General features: G+C 64.9%; 18 protein-coding genes and 2 riboswitches. Of the genes, 10 read left to right on the forward strand and 8 right to left on the reverse strand.

The features are described 5' to 3' along the window. Window positions 1–115: 115 nt before the first annotated feature. Window positions 116–2,752, reverse strand: coding sequence for a cation-transporting P-type ATPase (locus B6V76_RS03850; RefSeq protein WP_088726707.1), 2,637 nt, complete (start codon window positions 2,750–2,752; stop codon window positions 116–118). Window positions 2,753–2,973: 221 nt separating this feature from the next. Here B6V76_RS03850 and B6V76_RS03855 point away from each other — a divergent pair, with 221 nt between their 5' ends. From B6V76_RS03855 to B6V76_RS03870, 4 genes are read left to right on the forward strand one after another with little or no spacing between them, the layout of a single operon-like run. Then, window positions 2,974–4,233, forward strand: a complete 1,260-nt coding sequence (locus tag B6V76_RS03855) for an ABC transporter substrate-binding protein (RefSeq protein ID WP_088718762.1) — start codon at window positions 2,974–2,976, stop codon at window positions 4,231–4,233. A gap of 29 nt (window positions 4,234–4,262) precedes the next feature. After that, the gene (locus B6V76_RS03860; protein WP_088718763.1) at window positions 4,263–5,144 is read left to right on the forward strand and encodes a sugar ABC transporter permease; all 882 of its coding nucleotides are present in this window, start codon (window positions 4,263–4,265) and stop codon (window positions 5,142–5,144) included. Then, window positions 5,141–6,034 (forward strand): carbohydrate ABC transporter permease, encoded by an 894-nt coding sequence (locus B6V76_RS03865; RefSeq protein ID WP_088726708.1) that lies wholly within the window; start codon window positions 5,141–5,143, stop codon window positions 6,032–6,034. Before B6V76_RS03860 ends, B6V76_RS03865 begins: the two co-directional genes overlap by 4 nt. A gap of 2 nt (window positions 6,035–6,036) precedes the next feature. Beyond that, a complete protein-coding gene (locus B6V76_RS03870; RefSeq protein WP_088726709.1) occupies window positions 6,037–7,155 on the forward strand; it encodes an ATP-binding cassette domain-containing protein in 1,119 nt (372 codons plus the stop codon). Window positions 7,156–7,179: 24 nt separating this feature from the next. On the opposite strand, the gene ppsA is transcribed toward B6V76_RS03870, so the two are convergent. Next, the gene (gene ppsA, locus B6V76_RS03875) at window positions 7,180–9,567 is read right to left on the reverse strand and encodes a phosphoenolpyruvate synthase (protein WP_088726710.1); all 2,388 of its coding nucleotides are present in this window, start codon (window positions 9,565–9,567) and stop codon (window positions 7,180–7,182) included. A gap of 149 nt (window positions 9,568–9,716) precedes the next feature. Continuing rightward, window positions 9,717–9,920: riboswitch (cobalamin riboswitch) on the forward strand. A gap of 123 nt (window positions 9,921–10,043) precedes the next feature. Here ppsA and B6V76_RS03880 point away from each other — a divergent pair. The 6 genes from B6V76_RS03880 (at window position 10,044) to nrdF (ending at window position 15,682) form a co-directional block, all read left to right on the forward strand. Further along, window positions 10,044–10,349: a hypothetical protein gene (locus B6V76_RS03880; RefSeq protein ID WP_075774686.1), complete on the forward strand. Its 306-nt coding sequence runs from the start codon at window positions 10,044–10,046 to the stop codon at window positions 10,347–10,349. 130 nt (window positions 10,350–10,479) lie between these two features. Beyond that, window positions 10,480–11,529, forward strand: coding sequence for a homocysteine S-methyltransferase family protein (locus B6V76_RS03885; RefSeq protein ID WP_088726711.1), 1,050 nt, complete (start codon window positions 10,480–10,482; stop codon window positions 11,527–11,529). Window positions 11,530–11,606: 77 nt separating this feature from the next. Beyond that, window positions 11,607–11,802, forward strand: a riboswitch (cobalamin riboswitch). 96 nt (window positions 11,803–11,898) lie between these two features. Further along, entirely contained in the window at window positions 11,899–12,120 is a 222-nt protein-coding gene (gene nrdH, locus B6V76_RS03890) for a glutaredoxin-like protein NrdH (RefSeq protein WP_088726712.1), read from the forward strand. Window positions 12,121–12,132: 12 nt separating this feature from the next. After that, window positions 12,133–12,555 (forward strand): class Ib ribonucleoside-diphosphate reductase assembly flavoprotein NrdI, encoded by a 423-nt coding sequence (gene nrdI / locus B6V76_RS03895; RefSeq protein WP_088726713.1) that lies wholly within the window; start codon window positions 12,133–12,135, stop codon window positions 12,553–12,555. Continuing rightward, on the forward strand, window positions 12,525–14,696 hold the full coding sequence (nrdE, locus tag B6V76_RS03900; RefSeq protein ID WP_346426007.1) for a class 1b ribonucleoside-diphosphate reductase subunit alpha: 2,172 nt from the start codon (window positions 12,525–12,527) through the stop codon (window positions 14,694–14,696). Before nrdI ends, nrdE begins: the two co-directional genes overlap by 31 nt. Window positions 14,697–14,704: 8 nt before the next feature. Then, complete coding sequence (gene nrdF / locus B6V76_RS03905; RefSeq protein ID WP_088726715.1) at window positions 14,705–15,682, forward strand: class 1b ribonucleoside-diphosphate reductase subunit beta; 978 nt, start codon at window positions 14,705–14,707, stop codon at window positions 15,680–15,682. A 19-nt stretch (window positions 15,683–15,701) separates the two neighbouring features. Here the strand turns inward: nrdF and B6V76_RS03910 are convergent, their stop codons facing one another. The 6 genes from B6V76_RS03910 to B6V76_RS03935 form a co-directional block, all read right to left on the reverse strand. Beyond that, window positions 15,702–16,487, reverse strand: a complete 786-nt coding sequence (locus tag B6V76_RS03910) for an amino acid ABC transporter ATP-binding protein (RefSeq protein ID WP_088726716.1) — start codon at window positions 16,485–16,487, stop codon at window positions 15,702–15,704. Next, window positions 16,484–17,164 (reverse strand): amino acid ABC transporter permease, encoded by a 681-nt coding sequence (locus B6V76_RS03915; protein WP_075774679.1) that lies wholly within the window; start codon window positions 17,162–17,164, stop codon window positions 16,484–16,486. The genes B6V76_RS03910 and B6V76_RS03915 overlap by 4 nt, the downstream gene beginning before the upstream one ends. A gap of 72 nt (window positions 17,165–17,236) precedes the next feature. Next, window positions 17,237–18,007, reverse strand: coding sequence for an amino acid ABC transporter substrate-binding protein (locus B6V76_RS03920; RefSeq protein WP_088721672.1), 771 nt, complete (start codon window positions 18,005–18,007; stop codon window positions 17,237–17,239). 241 nt (window positions 18,008–18,248) lie between these two features. Then, window positions 18,249–19,004, reverse strand: coding sequence for an ABC transporter permease (locus B6V76_RS03925; protein ID WP_088726717.1), 756 nt, complete (start codon window positions 19,002–19,004; stop codon window positions 18,249–18,251). Continuing rightward, complete coding sequence (locus B6V76_RS03930; protein WP_088726718.1) at window positions 19,001–19,936, reverse strand: ABC transporter ATP-binding protein; 936 nt, start codon at window positions 19,934–19,936, stop codon at window positions 19,001–19,003. Before B6V76_RS03930 ends, B6V76_RS03925 begins: the two co-directional genes overlap by 4 nt. Beyond that, entirely contained in the window at window positions 19,933–21,105 is a 1,173-nt protein-coding gene (locus B6V76_RS03935; RefSeq protein ID WP_088726719.1) for an ABC transporter permease, read from the reverse strand. Before B6V76_RS03935 ends, B6V76_RS03930 begins: the two co-directional genes overlap by 4 nt. Between the last annotated feature and the right edge of the window lie 9 nt (window positions 21,106–21,114).

Below are 21,114 nucleotides of genomic sequence, written 5' to 3' on the forward strand. Positions count from 1 at the left end.
CTCCTCCCAAGGTGATGCCAGTCGACAGACCGCTCCCTGTCACGAACGGCCATGATCTTCCCTAGGCGAAGACAGGAGGCAGTTTCATTGATGTGGCTCAACGCGTGAGCGGAAATTATCTGCGGGTTGCGCGCGATACGACCAGATGCCCCAGCAGCGGCGGAAGCAGGCTCATCGCCCCGGCGAGCGTCAGCCCCGCGATTCCGGGCGACGGAAGCTGCAGCACATCGGAGAGCCCGGGTAGCCACAGCGCCCCCGCGATCAGCACGAGACACAGCACGAGCGCGCCCCAGACATAAGGGTTGCGCGTCACATCGTTGCGCAGGGCGTGAGTGTCCCCCTCCCGCATGTTGAACACGTTCCAAAGCTGGCCCAGCGCGAGGGTGACGAAGGCCACCGTGACGGCGGCCCCGGGAGCAAGCTGTAAACCGTAGAGCGCCCCTCCGAAGGCCAGCATCGTCGCGAGGGTTACAATGACCCCTAGAATGACGATGCGTTCCCATTCGCGCCGCGCGAGGATCGGCTCCGCGCGGTCGCGGGGCGGACGGCTCATTTCGTGTCCGTCGCCATGCCCCATCCCAAGCGCAAGCGCCGGGAAGACATCGGTGACGAGATTGAGAAACAGGATCTGCAGGGGCAGGAGCGGCGCGGGGAGCCCCACCCCCACGGCGATCCCCACCACGAGGATCTCCGAGAGATTGCACGACATCAGGTAGACGATGAACTTTCGGAGATTGCCGAATATCACCCTGCCCTGTCGCACCGCCTCGACGATGGTTGCGAAATCATCGTCCTTGAGCACCATATGCGCCGCCTCGCGGGCGACTTGGGTGCCGCGTTGCCCCATCGCAATGCCGATATCGGCCTTCTTCAGCGCCGGTGCGTCATTCACCCCGTCGCCCGTCATCGCGACGGTCTCCCCCTCGCGCTGGTAGAAACTGACAAGCTCCAGTTTCGTCGCCGGGGCCACGCGGGCGAAGACGCTGGCCTTGCGCAGGCGGTCGAGCGTGTCATCGCTGGCGCTCTCAAGATCGAGATCTGTCAGCTCTCTCCCCTCGATCGCCATTACACCGTCCTCACTGATCCCGGCATCTCTGGCGATGCGTGCGGCGGTCTCGGCGTGATCCCCTGTCAGCATGATCACCCGTATCCCTGCGCTCTGGCAGGCCGCGATCGCGGGCGGGACATCCTTGCGCAGGGGATCGGCGAGACAGGCGATACCGACCAGCGTCAGCCCTTCATAGGGGGCCTCCTCCGTCCCCTCCGCCTGCTTCATAGCGAGTCCTATCCCGCGCAACCCCTCGCCCGCCGCTTCAGCGTTGCGGGCGATCCAGCTTGCCTTGTCCTCATCGCTCAGCGGACGCGCACCCTCCGGCCCCAGAACCTCGGAGCACGCAGCGATCACCGCTTCGGGCGCGCCCTTTGTCGCGTAGAGCATACCCCCCTGCGGAAGTTCATGGACCGTCGCCATCATCAGGCTGTCGGTCTCGAACGCATGCTGGAGCAGGCGTGAATCCGCTCCGTCTTCGGACACCCCTAGCTTTCGCGCTGCACTCAGTAGCGCAAGCTCGGTCGGATCCCCGATCCGGCCATCCTCGCCGTCCCCCAGCTCGGCATTGTTGCACAGCATGCCGATCTGCAGCGCCGCGCGCAGACGGTCGTCCGCGATTCCGCTATCCGGGCCGTCCAGATTCACGCTCCCCCCGTCGAGCAAGACCTGAACCACGCTCATCCGGTTCTCGGTCAGCGTCCCCGTCTTGTCCGTCAGGATCAGCGTGGTCGCTCCGAGCGTCTCGACCGAGGACAACCGGCTGATCAGGGCGTTGCGCTGCACCATCCGCCACATCCCACGCGCGAGCGACAGCGTGGCAACGACGGGAATACCTTCGGGGATCGCGGCCACGGCAAGCGCGACCCCGGTCTGGATCATACCGGTGAGCGGGTGGCCCTGCGCCAGCCCCGTGACGATGATCGCGACGGCGAGGACGATCGTCAGCCAGACAAGTCGCTGCCCGAGCCGCGTCAATTGGTGTTCGAGCGGTGTGGGCTCCGTGCTGGCCTCCATCGCGAGCTGGCTGATCTTGCCGATCTCGGTCTCCATGCCGGTGCGCACCACCACGCCGATCCCCGCACCCCGCGTCACGGCCGCGCCCTTGAACGCCATATTGGAACGATCCCCCAACACGACGTCGGAGGGCAACGCTTCGGTGATCTTGCGCACCGGAAGAGACTCGCCCGTCAGCACGGATTCATCGCAATAAAGCCCCGACGCTTCGACCAGCCGCAGATCGGCGGTCACAACGTCGCCCGCCTCGAGCATCACGAGATCGCCCGGCACCAGATCGTGGGCGTCGACTTCGCGCAGCATCCCGTCCCGGCGCACCCGGGTACGGACCTCGGCGACACTGAACAGCGCCTCCATGGAACGGGTCGCGCGCAGCTCGGTGAAGAACCCGATCGCGCCGTTCAGGAGCAGCACGACGAGTATCGCCAACGCCTCGACGATATCGTTGATGACCAGCGAGAACACCGTCGCCAGAACGAGAAGCGCGACGATCACCCCCTGGAACTGATGCAGCAAGATGCTGAGCGCACTGCGCGGTTTCTGACGGCGCAGGGCGTTCGGGCCGTGGCGCGCGAGGCGCGCGGCGGCCTCCTCGGCGGACAGCCCGTCCGGAAACGGCACAGACAGACGCGCCAGCACCGCCTCGGCGGTTTCGACAAATGCTGGTGCGGCGTCGGTTTCCTGCATTCCCGGGGGCCTTCGGTGATCCCACGTCGATGGTAAGCCTTTCCGCGGCCTACGCAATCGTCTCGCCTTGCGTAGGAATGCCGCAGAACGCTCCCCCGGCCGCACCCAGATCACGGATCGTTGATCCCGGTCAATGACGGTTCACCGATGTCGCCCCAGCCTAGATCGCAGGTCTGGCTGCGAAATTTCACCGCAAGCGCGACCGGGAGGAGGAGGAAAACATGCATATTTGTAAAGCCATGATGGCGGCGGTGAGTGTCGCTGGCGCGCTCTCGGCCAGCGCCGCGCGGGCGGATGGCACGGTCGAGGTTCTGCACTGGTGGACCTCCGGGGGCGAGGCCAAGGCCGTCGGAGAACTGAAGAAAGCCTTCGAGGCCGAGGGCGGGGAATGGATCGACTCGCCGATCGCGGGCGGTGGCGGCGATGCCGCGATGACGGCGCTGAGGGCGCGCGTCGTGGCCGGAAACCCGCCGACCGCCGTGCAGCTCAAAGGGCCCGGCATTCAGGAATGGGCCCAGCAAGGCGCGCTCAACGACGTCCAGTCCGTGGCGGATGAGGGCAATTGGGACGATGTGTTGCCGCCGGCGCTGGCCGAAATCATGAAATACGAAGGCAAATACGTCGCAGCCCCGGTCAACATCCACCGCGTCGACTGGATCTGGGCCAACCCCGAGGCGCTGAAGAAAGCGGGCGTCGAAGGCATGCCCACGACCTGGGACGAGTTCAACGCAGCCGCCGACAAGCTGCAGGCGGCGGGTATCGTGCCGCTCGCCCATGGCGGTCAGCCTTGGCAGGACGCGACGCTGTTCGAAGACGTGGTGTTGGGAATCGGTGGGGCCGATTTCTACCGCAAGGCGCTGGTGGAGCTCGATCCGGAGGCCCTGACCTCGGACATGATGGTCAAATCCTTCGATCAGCTGCGCAAGCTGCGCGGCTATGTCGATCCGAACTTCTCGGGCCGCGACTGGAACCTCGCGACCGCGATGGTGATGCGCGGCGAGGCCGGTTTCCAGATCATGGGCGACTGGGCCAAGGGCGAATTCCTCGCGGCGGGCAAGGTTCCGGAAAAGGATTTCCTGTGCTGGCCCACGCCGGGCAAGGGCTTCGTGCTGAATTCGGACAGCTTCACCTTCTTCAAGGTGGAGGGAGAAGACCGCATCGAGGGCCAGAAAGTGCTGGCGCGGTTGATCATGTCGCCCGAGTTCCAGAAGGTCTTCAATCTCGCGAAAGGGTCGATCCCGGCGCGCACGGACGTGCCGCTCGATGATTTCGACGCCTGTGCCAAACGTTCGCACGAAGACCTGCTGGCCGCGATCGAGAACGACACGCTGGTGCCGTCGATGGCGCATGAGATGGCGGTGCCCCGCTCGGTGCGCGGCGAGTTCCTCGATCTTGTGACGGCGTTCTTCAACTCCGACATGAGTTCCGAGGACGCGGTCAAGCAACTCGCTGCCGCGGTCAAGCGCGCGCAGGAAAACTAGGGCCTGCAATGTCCGGGAGGACGGGCCCCATGGCAAGGTTCGGGCGGGCGCTGGAAAGGCGCCTGCCCGCGATTGTCGTCTCTCCGCTTTTCGCGGCGAGCCTGTTCTTCGTCTACGGCTTCATCGGCTGGACGGCCTATATCTCGCTGACCCGCTCGGGGGTGATGCCCGACTACCAATTCGACGGGGTGAGCCAATATGTCCGTCTCTGGCAGACGCCGCGCTGGTACGTGGCGATCCGCAACCTGTTTGTCTTTTCGGGCCTGTTCATCTCGATCTCGATGGCGATCGGCATCCTTCTGGCGATCCTGCTCGACCAGAAGGTGCGCATCGAGGGGGTGATCCGCACGATCTACCTCTACCCAATGGCGCTGAGTTTCATCGTCACCGGAACGGTCTGGAAATGGATGCTGAACCCCGGCCTCGGCCTGGAGCGGTTGATGCATCAGGCCGGGTTCGAGAGCTTCAGATTCGACTGGCTGGTGAACTCGCATTACGCGATCTACACGGTGGTGATCGCGGCCGTCTGGCAAAGCTCCGGCTATGCGATGGCGCTGTTTCTGGCCGGGCTCCGCTCGGTCGATGACGAGGTGCTGAAAGCGGCGGCGATCGACGGCGCGGGCCCGTGGCGCACTTATACCGGGATCGTGCTGCCGATGCTGCGACCGGTGTTCCTCTCCACCGTCATCATCCTCGCCCATCTCGCGATCAAGAGCTTCGATCTGGTGATCGCGCTGACTGGCGGGGGGCCGGGCTATGCCACCGACATGCCCGCCACCTTCATGTATTCCTTCGCCTTTCAGCGCAGCGAGCTGGGCGTAGCGGCGGCGAGTGCCACGATGATGCTTATGACGGTCATCGCGATCATCGTGCCCTATCTCTACTCGGAACTGAGGAAGACAGCCGGATGAGCGCACGCAGCACAGGCGGGATCGTCCGGCGCAAGGGGCTGCATCACAACCTGATGCGCGCGCTGCTATTCGCGGTGCTCGGGCTGTTCTGCATCTACTACCTGATCCCGCTTCTGGTGATGATATCGACCTCGCTGAAATCGCTGGCCGAGATCAGGGAGGGCTCACTCATCAGCCCGCCGCAGGCGCTCGACTTCAGCGCCTGGGAGAAGGCGTGGAACAGCGCCTGCGTGGGCGTGCGTTGCAACGGGCTTGCGCCCTATGTCTGGAACTCGGTGATGATGACCGTCCCGGCGGTGGCGATCTCGACGATACTGGGCGCGCTCAACGGCTATGCGCTGACCAAGTGGCGCTTTCGCGGCGCCGATACGATCTTCGCGCTGATGCTGTTCGGCGCCTTCATTCCGTTTCAGGTGATCCTTCTGCCGATGGCGCGGGTGCTGGGCCAGCTCGGGCTTGCGGGCACGGTCCCGGGGCTGATCCTCGTGCACACGGTCTATGGCCTCGCCTTCACGACGCTGTTCTTCCGCAACTTCTTCATCGGGGTCTCGGACGGCATCATTCAGGCGGCGAAGGTCGACGGGGCGGGTTTCTTCGGAATTTTCTTCCGGCTCGTGCTGCCGATGTCGCTGCCCGCGATCGTCGTCACCGTGATCTGGCAGTTCACCCAGATCTGGAACGACTTCCTGTTCGGCGTCGCCTTCACGATCGGCGACAGCAACCCGGTGACGGTGGCGCTCAACAACGTGGTGAACACATCGACCGGGGTGAAGGAATACAATGTCGACATGGCCGCGGCGATCATCGCGGCCCTGCCGACGCTGGCGGTCTATGTCTTGGCCGGGGCGTGGTTCGTGCGCGGGCTCTCGGCCGGAGCGGTGAAAGGGTAGCGATGGCAGCGGGAATTTCCCTTCAGGGCGTGCGCAAACGCTTCGGGACCAACGAGGTGATCAAGGGCATCGACCTCGAGATCGAGGCGGGCGAGTTCATTGTCCTCGTCGGGCCCTCGGGCTGCGGCAAGTCGACGCTGCTCAACCTGATCGCCGGGCTCGAGACGCTGAGCGACGGCCATATCGACATCGCGGGGCGACGGGTCGACGACACCCCGCCGCGCGACCGCGACATCGCGATGGTGTTCCAGTCCTATGCGCTCTACCCGACCAAGACGGTGCGTGAGAACATCACCTTCGGGATGCAGACCCGCCACGTCCCGCGCGCCGATCAGACCAAAGCCGTCGAGGAGTTCAGCACGCTTCTGCAGATCCATCCCTATCTCGACCGCAAGCCCGGCCAGCTTTCGGGCGGCCAGCGCCAGCGAGTCGCAATGGGCCGCGCGCTCGTGCGCAAGCCCGAAGTGTTTCTGTTCGACGAGCCCCTGTCGAACCTCGACGCCAAACTGCGGATCGAGATGCGCACCGAGATCAAGAAGCTGCACCAGCGGCTCGGCAAGACCGTCGTCTATGTCACCCACGACCAGATCGAGGCGATGACGCTGGCGACACGGATCGCGGTGATGGATAACGGCCATATCCGTCAGGTGGCCGAGCCCGGCGCGATCTACGACGATCCGGTGGACCTGTTCGTCGCAGGCTTCATGGGCTCGCCGCCGATGAACATGCTGCCCGGTGTCCTGCGCCGCGGGGAGCCGGAAGGCGTATCTGTCGAAGTGGCGGAGGGCGCGGCAGAAGCGCTTCGGTTCCCCTTGTCGCAAAAGCTCGCGGAGCGGATCACCGCCCCCGACGGGCAAAAGGTCGTCCTCGGGCTTCGGCCGGAGGTGATCTTCATGGCCGGGACCGAACTGCCCGGCGCCGACCGTTTCGTCTTCGAACGTCCGGTGGATCTGGTCGAGCCGACCGGACCGGACACGATGATCGTCTTCGCCCTGGGCGAGACCGAGGTGATCGCCCGGGTCCGGCCCGAGGACGCCCTGCCCCCGGGCGCGCCCTTCAGCTTTGAGGTCGATATGGGCAAGGCCAAGGTCTTCGACGCCGGGACCGGGCTGCGCCTCTAACGCGTGCAGCCCGCGGGCGTCCGGTCACCCTTTGCCTTCGGCCTCCGCGACATGCCCTTTCACCTTCAGGAAGCTGTCCGGCGTCACCGAGATCGAGTCGATCCCGAACTCCACCAGTGTGCGGGCGAATTCCGGGTAGTTCGAGGGCGCCTGACCGCAGAGACCGACCTTCGCGCCCACGTCATGCGCTTTCTCTATGACCGTCCGGATCATCCACTGAACGGCGGCATGGCGTTCGTCGAAGAGCGTCGCGAGCCTGTCGCTGTCGCGATCGATCCCTAGGGTCAGCTGCGTCAGATCGTTGGACCCGATGGAGAACCCGTCGAACCGCTCGGCGAAGGCTTCGGCGAGGATGACGTTCGAGGGCACTTCGCACATCACGTAGATTTGCAGCCCGTTCGAGCCGCGCACCAGCCCTTCCTCGGCCATCACCGCCAGCACGCGGTCGGCTTCCTCGGGCGTCCGGCAGAACGGCACCATCACCAGCACATTGTCGAATCCGGCCTCTTCGCGCAGCCGACGGATCGCCCGACATTCCAGCCGGAACCCGTCGACATAGGCCGGATCGTAATAGCGCGAGGCCCCGCGCCAGCCGATCATCGGGTTGGATTCTACCGGCTCGAACTGCCGCCCGCCAAGCAGGTCGGCATATTCGTTCGTCTTGAAATCGCTCAGCCGCAGGATCATCGGGTTCGGATAGGCCACGGCGGCGATCCGAGACAGGCCGAGCGCCAGTTGATCGACGAAATATTCGGACTTGTCCTCGTATCCCCTAGTGAGGGTTTCGATTTCCTCCCGCACTTCCGCCTCCTGAATGTCGGAGAAATGCAGCAGCGCCATCGGGTGGACCCGGATCGTGTTCGAGATCACGAATTCCATCCGCGCCAGACCGACACCGTCGATCGGCAACCGCCACCAGCGCGCGGCAATGGCCGGATTGGCGAGGTTTAGCATCACCTTGGTCTTGGTTTCCGGCACCGCATCGAGGTTCAGATCTTCGACCGAGAATTCGGCAAAGCCGTCATAGACCAGACCCTCGTCCCCTTCGGCGCAGCAGACGGTCACCTCCTGCTCGTCATGCAGCACATGGGTTGCATCTCCACACCCGACGACGGCGGGAACACCCAACTCGCGGCTGACGATGGCGGCATGGCTGGTTCTGCCTCCGTGATCGGTGATGATCGCCGAGGCCCGTTTCATCACCGGTACCCAGTCGGGGTCCGTCGTCGATGTGACAAGGATCGAGCCGTCCACGAAATCGTCGATATCCTTGACGTCTTCGATCAGGCAGACCCGCCCGGTCGCGATCTGCTCGCCCACCGACAGACCGTTGACGACGACCGGACCGTGCGCGCCGATCGTGTAACGCCGCAGTGACCCTGCAGAGACATGCGACTGAACCGTCTCGGGGCGCGCCTGCACGATGTAAAGCTTGCCCGTGACGCCGTCCTTGGCCCATTCCATGTCCATCGGCTGCCCGTAATGCGCTTCGATGGTCGCCGCTTGCTGCGCGAGGTCGAGCACCTCGTCATCCGACAGGACGAACTTCCCGCGCTCGGCTTTCGAGGTCGGCACGTTGCGCACCGGGTTCGGAGCGTCCGGCCCGGCATAGATCATCTTGATCTCTTTCGCGCCGAGCTTCCTCTCGATGATCGGTTTGATCCCCGTCTTACCGAGGAACGGCTTGTAGACCTGAAACTCGTCGGGCGTGACCGCGCCCTGCACGACGTTTTCGCCCAAGCCCCAGGCCGCGCTGATCAGCACGACCTTGTCGAAGCCGGTTTCCGTGTCGATCGAGAACATCACGCCCGACCCGCCGATATCCGAGCGCACCATCTGCTGAACACCGACGGAGAGCGCGACATCGAGGTGATTGAACCCTCTGAGCTTGCGATAGGTGATCGCGCGGTCGGTAAAGAGCGAGGCATAGCACTTGCGGCAGGCGGTCAGAAGCTCATCCTCGCCCGAGACGTTGAGATAGGTCTCCTGCTGACCGGCGAAGCTGGCATCGGGAAGGTCTTCGGCCGTGGCGCTCGAGCGCACGGCGACGGAGACCTCGGGCACCCCTGCCCGCTTGGACAGATCGCGATACGCCTCCCGGATTGCGGCTTCGGTCGAGGCAGGCCAATCGCCTGCCACGATCGTGTCGCGAATGCTCTGACCGGCGACGTGAAGGCTGATCTTGTCGGCATCGTAATCCGCAAGATAGCCCGCGATGGCCTCGGTCAGTTTGTTCTCTTCAAGAAACATCCGATAGGCGTCGGCGGTGGTGGCGAACCCCGGCGGGACCTGAATACCCTTGGCGCCAAGTTCCTGCACCATCTCGCCGAGCGAAGAGTTCTTGCCGCCCACAAGCGCGACATCTTCGCGGCGTAAGCTATCGAAAGGAATGACTTCTTTCTTCGTCGTCATGGGCTCGCCTCTCCTGTTTGCACTTGCGGGCACTCTATCCGAGGCGCGCATCGGGGCCTTGATCTCTGTCAACGCGGAGCCTTTCGGACGGGGCTCTGCCTGCGCACCCTCCAGCCGCCCAATCCGTTCTGGACAGCGCCGGATTTTCCTGCGATCAAATCCGGGATGGTGTCCGGCCCCAAAGGGTCGGCTGAAAAGGGAACACGGTGCGGGCGATGCCCAACTCCGTGACTGCCCCCGCAACTGTAAGCGGCGAGCGCCACCGAAAACGCCACTGACCTGCAAAGGTTGGGAAGGTCCGGTGAAGCCACGACCCGCGAGTCAGGAGACCTGCCATCTCGGATGCGCCGCCGCGCATCTCGGTCACCTTAAACCCGGGCGGGGTGCCCTGGGACGGAGAGACGAGAGATGGACCAGATCGGACCTCGCATATCGCCGTGCCGCGACCAATCCCGCCCTTTTGCGCGGAGGGCGCGATGCTTTTGGAACGAACGCTTTCACTCTTACAACTCGATATAGGACCGATCTCGCCGCTGCGGGCGCGTGAGCTGGGCACGCTTGGCTACATGGAATGGCTTGGCACGCTGCCGGGCGACATGCCCTATGCGAAGGCGGCGATTGTCGCCCATATGCAGGCCTATCCGCATTCCCTGATCTCGCCCGCGGTGGAGGTGTTCTGCGAACTCCTGCTGGAGTCGCTGACCCCGCAGCCCTTCGCCCTGCCGATCGAGATGCCCCCGCCGGTGCGGCGCGGCGGGGCACGCGCCCGGCGCGGCCTCTAACCCGTTCTTCGTCTTGCGGTCGCATTCAGCGGCCCGGCCGAGGACCATTGCAGCAGGGAACGGCACTCCGTCTCCTGTGAGGCTCGGCTTCATCAAACGATGGTCATGGATGAACTGAGAGGATCTCTCCATGAATGACAACAAACTGACCCGCCTGCTCGACGCGCGCCCGGTAATCTGCGCCGAGGGCTTTCTGTTCGAACTGGAACGGCGCGGCTATCTGACCGCCGGGGAATTCGTGCCCGAGGTGGCGCTCGAATACCCGCAGGCGCTGCGCAATCTGCATGTCGATTTCCAGCGCGCCGGCAGCGATATCGTCGAGGCCTTCACCTATAACGGCCACCGCGAGAAGATGCGCGTGATCGGCAAGGAAGACCTGCTGGAGCCGCTCAACCGCGCAGCGCTGAAGATCGCCCGCGAGGTCGCCGATGCCAAGACCGGCAACCTGATGGCGGGCAATATCTCGAACACGAATATCTGGGACCCGGCCGATCCGGCGCGGCAGGCCGAGGTGCGCGCGATGTTCGACGAGATGGTCGGCTGGGCGGTCGAGGAAGGCGCGGATATCCTCATCGGCGAGACCTTCTACTACGCGGGCGAGGCGCTATGCGCGCTCGAGGCCGCGAAGGCGTCGGGGCTGCCGGTGGTGCTGACGCTGGCGCCGATGGCGGCCAATGAGATGATGGACGGGGTCGGCATCGTCGAGACCTGCCAGCAACTCGAACAGGCGGGCGCCGATGTCGTCGGGCTGAACTGCTTCCGCGGGCCGCAGACGATGATGCCGTGGCTGCGCAAGGTGCGCGCGGCGGTGAGCTGCCATGTCGGCGCCCTGCCCGTGCCCTACCGGACCACGAAGGAGGAGCCCACCTTCTTCAACCTCTCCGATCACAACGGCTGCACCTGCCCCTCGCCGCATGGCCGGACCTTTCCGACCGCGCTCGATCCGCTGGCCTGCAACCGCTACGAGATCGGCGCCTTTGCGCGTGAGGCGCAGGCGATCGGGGTGAATTACCTCGGCGTGTGCTGCGGGGCGAGCCCGATGCATATCCGCGAGATGGCCGAGGCCGTGGGCCGCGAGACCGAGGCCAGCCGCTTCTCGGAGCGCATGGAGAACCACTTCATGTATGGCCAGAACGACCGCCTCCCGGCGCATATCCGGGCGCTCGGCGACGGGGCCTGAGGCAAGACACGCTCCTGTCGCGCGAGAGTTTCGCGCGGCAGGGTAATCTATATATTGACACCGATACACCATGCATCTCAATATGATGTTGCTTTGGTTCCTGCGAGTCACTCCGCAGGCGAAGAGGGAAGCCGGTGAGATTCCGGCGCTGCCCCCGCAACTGTAAGCGGCGAGCCTGATGTCCGAATGTCACTGGTGCAATGCGCCGGGAAGACGGACCGGGAGGCGTTCGAGCCGCGAGCCAGGAGACCTGCCAGAGCAGATAGACGACGACCGCGGCGGAGGGCCCGGGCGCGTGGCTATGTGCTGCGGCACCCTGCCCACGAGCCTTGTCCCGCGCTGCCGACAGCCAACAAAGGGACAGGACACATGACCATCACCGTCTATTCGAAACCGGCCTGCGTGCAATGCACCGCCACGACCCGTGCGCTCGATGCCAAGGGGATCGACTACAACGTGATCGACCTCACCAAGGATGCCGCCGCGATGGAGATGGTGCAGGACTTGGGTTACCGGCAGGCCCCGGTGGTGATCGCCAACGAGGAGCACTGGGCAGGCTTTCGCCCCGACATGATCAACCGTCTGGTCTGAGGCCTAGCCGCGATGGGACAGGCAAGGCTGATCTATTACTCCTCGGCCTCCGGGAACACGCAGCGCTTCGTGGAGCGGCTGGGTCTGCCCGCGCTGCGTCTGCCCCTCTCGGCGGAGGCGGCGATGCCGTACCCGCCCTGCCCCTACGTCCTGATCTGCCCAAGCTACGCCGACGGCAAGGGGCGCGGCGCGGTCGCGAAACCGGTCATCGCCTTTCTCAACGATCCCGCCCGCCGCGCGGGCCTGCGCGGCGTCATCGCCAGCGGCAATCGCAATTTCGGCGCGCTCTTCGCCTGCGCGGGCGATCTGCTGGCGCGCAAATGCAACATCCCCGTGCTCTACCGGTTCGAACTGGCGGGGACCGACACTGACATCGACCGCGTGCGCGCGGGTCTCGACAATTTCTGGAGGCTGGAATGCTCGACAGCGACGTGAAACCGAGCGGGGCCACGGCCTCGGAATTCGCGGGGCTTGATCACCACGCGCTCAACGCAATGCTCAACCTCTATGACGCGGAGGGCAATATCCGCTTCGAGGCCGACCGGATGGCGGCGCGGCAATATTTCCTGCGCCATGTGAACCAGAACACGGTGTTCTTCCATTCGCTGGACGAGAAGCTCGGCTATCTGGTGGAGGAAAGCTATTACGACGCCGCCGTGCTCGATCAGTATTCGCGCAACTTCCAGCGCGCGATCTGGGAGGCGGCTTTCGCGGCAAAATTCCGTTTTCCGACCTTCCTCGGCGCGTTCAAATATTACACCTCCTACACGTTGAAGACCCGCGACGGGCAGCGGTATCTGGAACGCTACGAGGACCGCGTCGTGATGGTGGCACTGACGCTCGCGCGCGGCGACGAGGCGCTGGCGATGCGCCTCATGGAGGAGATGCTGGCAGGACGCTTCCAGCCCGCGACGCCGACCTTCCTCAACGCGGGCAAGAAGGCGCGGGGCGAGTTCGTCTCCTGCTTCCTGCTGCGGCTGGAAGACAACATGGAAAGCATCGGGCGCGGCATCAACTCGGCGCTGCAACTGTCGAAACGCGGCGGCGGCGTGGCCCTGATGCTGACCAATATCCGCGAATATGGCGCGCCGATCAAAGGGATCGAGAACCAATCCTCGGGCGTGATCCCGGTGATGAAGCTGCTCGAAGACAGCTTCAGCTATGCCAACCAGCTGGGCGCGCGTCAGGGCGCGGGCGCGGTTTATCTGCACGCCCATCACCCCGACATCCTGCGCTTCCTCGACACCAAGCGCGAGAATGCGGACGAGAAAATCCGGATCAAGACGCTGAGCCTCGGCGTGGTGATCCCCGACATCACCTTCGAGCTCGCGAAGAAGAACGAGGAGATGTATCTCTTCTCGCCCCATGACGTGGAGCGGGTCTATGGCTGCGCCTTCTCGGAGATTTCCGTCACCGAGAAATATCACGAGATGGTCGATGACGCGCGGATCCGCAAACGCAAGATCAACGCCCGCGCCTTCTTCCAGACGCTGGCCGAGATCCAGTTCGAAAGCGGCTATCCCTACATCATGTTCGAAGACACGGTGAACCGCGCCAACCCGATCGCGGGACGGATCACCATGTCGAACCTGTGTTCGGAGATTCTGCAGGTGGCCGAGCCTTCCGAGTTCGACGAGGATCTGGGCTATGCGCGGATGGGCACGGATATCTCGTGCAATCTGGGTTCGCTCAACATCGCCAAGGTGATGGATAGCGGCGATCTGGGCGCGAGCGTTGGGTCCGCGATCCGCGCGCTCTCGGCGGTGTCGGAGATGAGTGCGATCAACGCCGTCCCCTCAATCCGCAAGGGCAACGAGGAAAGTCACGCGATCGGTCTGGGTCAGATGAACCTGCACGGCTTCCTCGCCCGCGAGCGCATCCATTATGGCAGCCCCGAGGGGATCGAATTCACCTCCGTCTATTTCGCCGCCGTGGCCTATCACGCGCTGGCGGAATCGAACCGGCTGGCTGCCGAGCATGGCCGGAGTTTCAGGGAGTTCGAGGCCTCTGCCTATGCCGATGGCAGCTTCTTCGAGAAATACGTCACCCGCGACTGGCTGCCTGAGAGCGACACCGTCACGGCCCTGTTCGACCGCTTCGGGATCACCCTGCCCACCCGCGCCGACTGGGCCGCCCTGCGCGACCGGGTCATGGAGTCCGGCCTGTGGAATCGCAACCTGCAAGCCGTGCCGCCCACCGGCTCGATCAGCTATATCAACAACGCGACCGCCTCGATCCACCCGATCACCGCGAAGATCGAGATCCGTAAGGAAGGCAAGATCGGCCGGGTCTATTACCCCGCGCCCTACATGACGAACGACAATCTCGAGTTCTACCGCGACGCCTATCAGATCGGCCCCGAGGCGATCATCGACACCTATGCGGCAGCGACCGAGCATGTCGATCAAGGTCTCTCGCTGACGCTGTTCTTCCCGGCCGAGGCCACGACCCGCGACATCAACCGCGCCCAGATCTATGCATGGCGGCGCGGCATCAAGACCATCTATTACATCCGCCTGCGCCAAGCGGCCCTCGAGGGGACCGAGGTGCAGGGCTGCGTATCCTGTTCCCTGTGAGGCCCGCCATGAAAGATCTGCACACACCCCGCCCCGTCCCCCGTGCCGTCAACTGGAACCGCCTTCAGGACGACAAGGATCTCGAAGTCTGGAACCGGCTCACGTCGAATTTCTGGCTGCCCGAGAAGGTGCCGCTGTCGAACGACATTCAAAGCTGGTCGCAACTGACCGAGAATGAGCAGACGCTCACGATCCGGGTCTTCACCGGGCTGACGCTGCTGGACACGATCCAGAACACCGTGGGCGCGCCTGCGCTGATGGCGGATGCGGCGACGCCCCATGAGGAAGCGGTGCTGTCCAACATCGCCTTCATGGAGGCCGTGCATGCGCGCAGCTATTCCTCGGTCTTCTCGACACTGTGCAACACCGCCGAGGTCGACGAGGCGTTCCGCTGGTCGCAGGAAAACCCGCATCTGCAGGCCAAGTCGCGGCTGATCCTCGACGAATACGACGCGACGGCGAGCCCGTTGAAGCGCAAGGTGGCGAGCGTCTTTCTGGAAAGCTTCCTGTTCTATTCGGGCTTCTACCTGCCGATGCACTGGTCGAGCCGCGCGCGCCTGACCAACACGGCCGACCTGATCCGCCTGATCATCCGCGACGAAGCGATCCACGGTTACTACATCGGCTACAAGTTCCAGCGCGCGTTGGAGCGGGCGACCGAGACCGAGCGCACCGAGATCAAGGATTTTGCCTTCTCGCTGATGTTCGACCTCTATGACATCGAGGGCCGCTATACCGAGCAGCTCTATGACGGTCTGGGCCTGACGGAGGATGTCAAGCACTTCCTGCATTACAACGCCAACAAGGCGCTGCAGAACCTCGGCTACGAGGCGCTCTTCCCCGAAGAGGCGACGCGCGTGAACCCCGCGATCCTCGCCGCGCTCTCGCCCGGATCGGACGAAAACCACGACTTCTTCTCGGGCTCGGGATCGAGCTACGTGATCGGCAAGGCGGTCGCGACCGAGGACGAGGACTGGGCGTTCTGAACCCGCCGCCGCCCGCGCCTCAAACGGGGCGCGGGGCAGTATCCGGGGCTGCGGTCTCGCCGGTCGATTTCAGCGTGGCGATGAACCGCTTGGTGCGCTCGCGCTCGGGCGCGTCGAAGACCTGCCGCGCCGGGCCGGTCTCGACCACCCCGCCGCTTTCCAGCACGACCACCCGCTCGGCGATCTGCGAGGCAAGGCGCAGGTCGTGGGTCGCCATCACCATCGTCGTACCCTCGCGGGCCAGCTGTGCCAGAACGTCGACGACTTCCGCCGCCAGTTCCGGATCGAGCGCCGAGGTCGGCTCGTCACAGAGCAGAACTTTCGGCGACGGGGCGAGCGCGCGGGCAATCGCGATGCGCTGCTGCTGCCCGCCCGAAAGCGTCGCGGGCCAGGCATCGGCCTTATGCGCCATTCCGACCTTCTCCAAGAGCGACATCGCGCGCTCGCGGGCTTTCGCGGCAGGCCAGTTCTGCACGGTCACGAGGCTCTCCATCACGTTCTCGATCGCAGTGCGATGCGGGAAGAGCTGGAAGTTCTGGAACACCATCCCGGTCTGTTGCCGAATGCTCTGGATCTGGGCGCGCGACAGCTTGCCGCCTTCGCTCAGAGTGACGGACGCGTCGCCGATGGCGAGCGTGCCGCTCGTGGGCACCTCCAGCAGGTTGATGGTACGCAAAAGCGTGCTCTTGCCGCCGCCGGAGGGGCCGATCAGCGCGGTCACGGAGCCCTCAGGCAGAGACAGCGAGATCCCCGACAGAACCTCGTTCTCGCCGAACCGCTTGGTGATATTCGACAGCTCGATCATGTGCGTTCCTCCAGAAAGCCGCCATATTGGCCAAGGCGCCGTTCGAGCCGCCCCTGCAGCGCCGACAGGACCGAGCAGAGCGCGAGATAGATCAGCGCCGCCTCGACATAGAGGACGAGCGGTTCATAGGTGGTCGCGACGATCCGCTGCGCCGCCTGAAACAGTTCCGGCACGGTGATCGCTGCGGCGAGCGACGTATCCTTCACCAGCGAGATGAAGCTGTTCGACAAGGGCGGCACCGCGACGCGCGAGGCCTGGGGCACGATGGTGCGGGTCATCGTCTGCCGCCAGTTCATGCCGATGGAATAGGACGCTTCCCACTGCCCCTTGGACACCGAGGACAGCGCCGCGCGCAGGATTTCCGACGTGTAGGCGCCGACATTCAGCGTGAAGCCGATCAGCCCCGCCACGAAGGCGTCGAGCGTGATCCCGAGGCTCGGCAGCCCGTAGAAGATCAGGAAAAGCTGCACCAGAAGCGGCGTGCCCCGGATCACCCAGACATAGAACCGCACGATCCACACCAGCGGACGCGGCCCGAACAGCCGGATCACCGCGCAGAGCAGCCCGAGCGCAAGGCCCAGCGTGAAGGTGATGAGCGTCAGCGGGATCGTGAAGGTCACCGTCGCCTGCAAAAGCGGCACGAGCGATGACCACATCAGGGGCAACCAGTCAGCCATAGCGGATCCTTTCTGCAAGCCTCACGCGCCTCCGGGCCGAACCCCGAAGGCGCGCGCGGCTCGACATGCGGCTTACTTCGAGACGTCTTCCCCGAAATACTCTTCGGAGATTTTCTGGTAGGTCCCGTCGGCCTTCATCTCGTCGAGCGCCTTGTTGATCGCAGCCAGCAGGTCGGGCTGGTCCTTCGCGATGATCACGCCGGAATAGTTCGCATCGGGCATGGTCGCGGCCAGCTTCACGGGGGCGTCCGGCTTGTTCTTCTTGAAGTCGAGGAAGGACAGGCTGTCATTCACCGTCGCATCGGCGCGGTTCTGGATGACAAGCGCGATCGACTGATCGAACCCGTTCGTCCCGATCAGTTCGGCACCGTGATCCGAGGCGATCTTGCCGAAATTGCTCGAGAGCGTCTGGGCGGCGGTCTTGCCTTTCAGATCGTCGAAGCCGGTGATGTCGGTCTCGTCCTTGCGCACGATCAGCGCCGCTTTCGACGCGATATAGGGCTGCGAGAAATCGTATTTCTTCTTGCGCGCGTCGGTGATGCCCACCTCGTTGATCACCGCGTCGTAGCGGTCGGCATCGAGCCCTGCGATCAGGCCGTCCCAGCGGCCTTCGAGGAACTTCACCTTCACGCCCAGCTTTTCGCCGATAGCGCGCGCGATGGCGACGTCGAAGCCGGTCAGCTTTCCGGATTCGTCATGGTAGGTGAAGGGCGGATAGGTGCCTTCAGTGCCGACGCGGAAGACGCCGTCTTTCTGGATGTCAGCGAGGCTCGCGGCCTGGGCCGCGGGCGTCACGATCCCGGCGAGGGCTGCGATGGCGATGAGGGTGCGAACGGGTTTCATGCGAGATACCTCCGATAGGTCGAAGACGCCGCCGTGGGGCGCGTCGGAATGACAGGCGCCTTACCTAGTAACGCCGCATACCGGAGTCGATGCGCCAGACAAGCATCTGATAAAATTAGTCTTTTATCCCATCTCGCCGAGCGGAAGCGGAACGAATTCCATCAATGTCCTACGCGAAAGAAAGCCTGTTCCACGGCGCGCGGTCTCGGCGAAACGCTATCGTCCTTCACCGGGCCGTGCGCTACGCTTCCGCCCCGGCGGTGGGACGCCCCAAACGGCGTGTGAGGGCAGTCTCCAGCAGGCTCAGGGCGTCATAGACGAGCACTGCGAACAACCCCACGATCACTCCGCCCTGAAGGACGAAGGCCGTGTTGCTGGTCAAAAGCCCGGCGATGATTACCTCGCCCAAAGTCCGCGCGGCCACGGTGGAGCCGACCGTCGCCGTGCCGATGGCGATCACCACAGACAGCCGAATGCCCGTCAGGATCACCGGCAGGGCCAGCGGCAATTCCACCCGGATCAGGCGCTGCCAGCGGGTCAGGCCGATGCCGCGGGCGGCCTCCATCGTCGCGGGCGGCAGAGTCGAGAGCCCGGCAATGGCCGTCTCGAAGATCGGCAGCAAGCCGTAGAGGAACAGCGCCACCAGCGTCGGCCCGGCCCCGAAGCCGAGCGCGGGCACCGCCAGCGCCAGCACCGCAACCGGCGGGAAGGTCTGGCCGATATTGGTGATCGTGCGCGACAGCGGCAGGAAAGCCGCGCCCGCAGGTCGCGTCACGAGGATGGCAAGGCCCACCGCGACCAGCGTCGCCAGCCCGGAGGCCAGCGCAACCAGCCCCAGATGGCTGAGCGAGAGCGACAGGATCGAGGCGCGCTCGTAGATCACCGGCCCGCCCGCCGGGGCGAAGGGCGCAAAGACCGGCGCGAACCAATGCGGGCGCAGCACCAGCGCGAGCAGCAGCGCCACGCAGGCGGCCCGGATCGCGCCGCTGCGGCTCATGCCAGCTCCGCCGCGCGGGCGCGGATCGTCGCCAGAGTGACCCTGCCAAGCGGACGGTCGCCATCCGCCACCGGCAGCGCCTCGCAGCCGCGCCAAAGACACAGCGACAGCGCATCGCGCAGGCTGGTGTCGGGCGCGATCGGCGCGCCCTCGGCCGTGCCCTCTTCCATCACGTCCGAGACCGGGATCAACGACAAAAGCCGGAGCGGACGATCGACCCCGCCCACCATCTGCGCGACGAAATCGGTGGCGGGCTCGGCGATGATCTCGGCGGGCGTGCCATGTTGCAGAAGCTTGCCGCCATCCATGACAGCCACCCGGTCGCCCAGATGGATCGCCTCTTCCATGTCATGCGTCACCAGCACGATGGTCGACCCCAGCTGCCGCTGGATGCGCCGCAGATCGGCTTGCGCCCGGGCGCGAATGATCGGGTCGAGCGCGCCGAAAGGCTCGTCCATCAGCAGCAGATCGGGCCGTGAGGCCAAGGCGCGGGCGACGCCCACACGTTGCTGCTGACCGCCCGACAGCTCCGCCGGATAACGGTCGCGAAACTGCGCGGGCTCCATCGAGAACAGGTCCAGCAACTCGTCGACCCGGGCGCTGGTCTTGTCCTTGGACCAGCCGAGCAGTTTGGGCACCGCGCCGATATTGCCCGCGATCGTATAATGCGGGAACAGCCCGTCGCCCTGAATGACATAGCCGATCCGGCGGCGCAGCTCGTGTTTGGGCAGCGCGGCGGTGAACTCGCCATTGATCCGCACCTCGCCGGAACTCGGCTCGATCAGCCGGTTGATCATCCGCAGAAGCGTCGTCTTGCCCGAACCCGAGGTGCCCACGATCACAGTGATCGTTCCGGTCTCGACCGTCATCGAAACGTGGTCCACCGCCGTCGTGTCGTCATAGAGCTTCGTGATCTCGTCGATTTCGATCATTCTTCACGCTCCGTTCGGGGGGTCGTCAGTTCGACGAGGATGTCCATTGCGATGGCCGAAAGCAGCGCCAGGGCGACAGTGGGCAGCGCGCCCAGCAAGATCAGGTCGCCCGCCGTCTGGTTGAGGCCCTGAAAGACGAATGTGCCATAGCCGCCGCCGCCGATCAGCCCCGCGATCACCGCCAGCCCGATATTCTGAACCAGCACGATGCGCAGCCCGGCCAGCACTACCGGCAAGCCCAGCGGCAGTTCCACCCGCGCCAGACGCTGGCGCCATGTCATGCCCATCCCACGCGCGGCCTCGAGCGCGGAGGCAGGTGCGCTGCGCAGACCCGCCAGCACGTTGGCGACGACCGGCAGCAGCGAATAGAGGGTCAGCGCAAGGAAGGCAGGCGCGAAGCCGATCCCCGCAATACCGATCGCGCGGGCGCCGGGGATGATCCCGCTCAGCCAGCTCAGCACCGGGATCATGATCCCGAACATCGCGAGCGAGGGGATCGTCTGCAGGAAGCTCAGCACCGGAAGCAATGCACCGCGCAGCGCCGCATTGCGGTGGCACATCACGCCCAGCGGCAAGCCGATCACCGCCGCGGCCAGCAGCGAACCGAAGGCAAGGCCCAGATGGCGCAGGCTCGCGGTGTAGAAGGCATCCTTGCGGCTCGCGAATTCTTGCGCGATAGACAGATCGCTCAGCGCCCCCGACCACAGCAGCGCCGCGACGAGCGCGATCACCAGCCCTAAAATTCCCGCCCGCGCTGCAGGCCCCGGCGACAGCGCGGAAAGCGCGTCGGCCATCATCAGCGCGAAGACCACCAGCAGGAACCAGAACCCGGCAGCCGGCGAGACACGCGCATACTCGCCCGCCTCGGTCAGCAGAAACGACGCGCCCGCGATCAGCAGCCAGACCAGTCCCGCGAGGCCAAGCGCCGCGCCCGCGATGCGCAAGTAAGGCCGCGCGGCGGGCAGGCCAAAGGCGAGCCCCAGCAGCATCAGCGCCATCGCGGGCACCGTGACCTGCGGCGCGGCGACGGTCCACAGGGCGCGCCCCTCGCCCGCCACGATCCGGTTCGCGGCGAGCGTCAGGAAAGGTGTGAAGATCGCAGCCAGCCCCAAGAGCGCGAAGAGCACCCCGGGCGGCGAGAGGCCAGCGGTCACGCCCCGCACACGCATCGCTGCGGC

It is taken from the genome of Thioclava sp. IC9, assembly GCF_002213225.1.
Lineage (GTDB): Bacteria > Pseudomonadota > Alphaproteobacteria > Rhodobacterales > Rhodobacteraceae > Thioclava > Thioclava nitratireducens.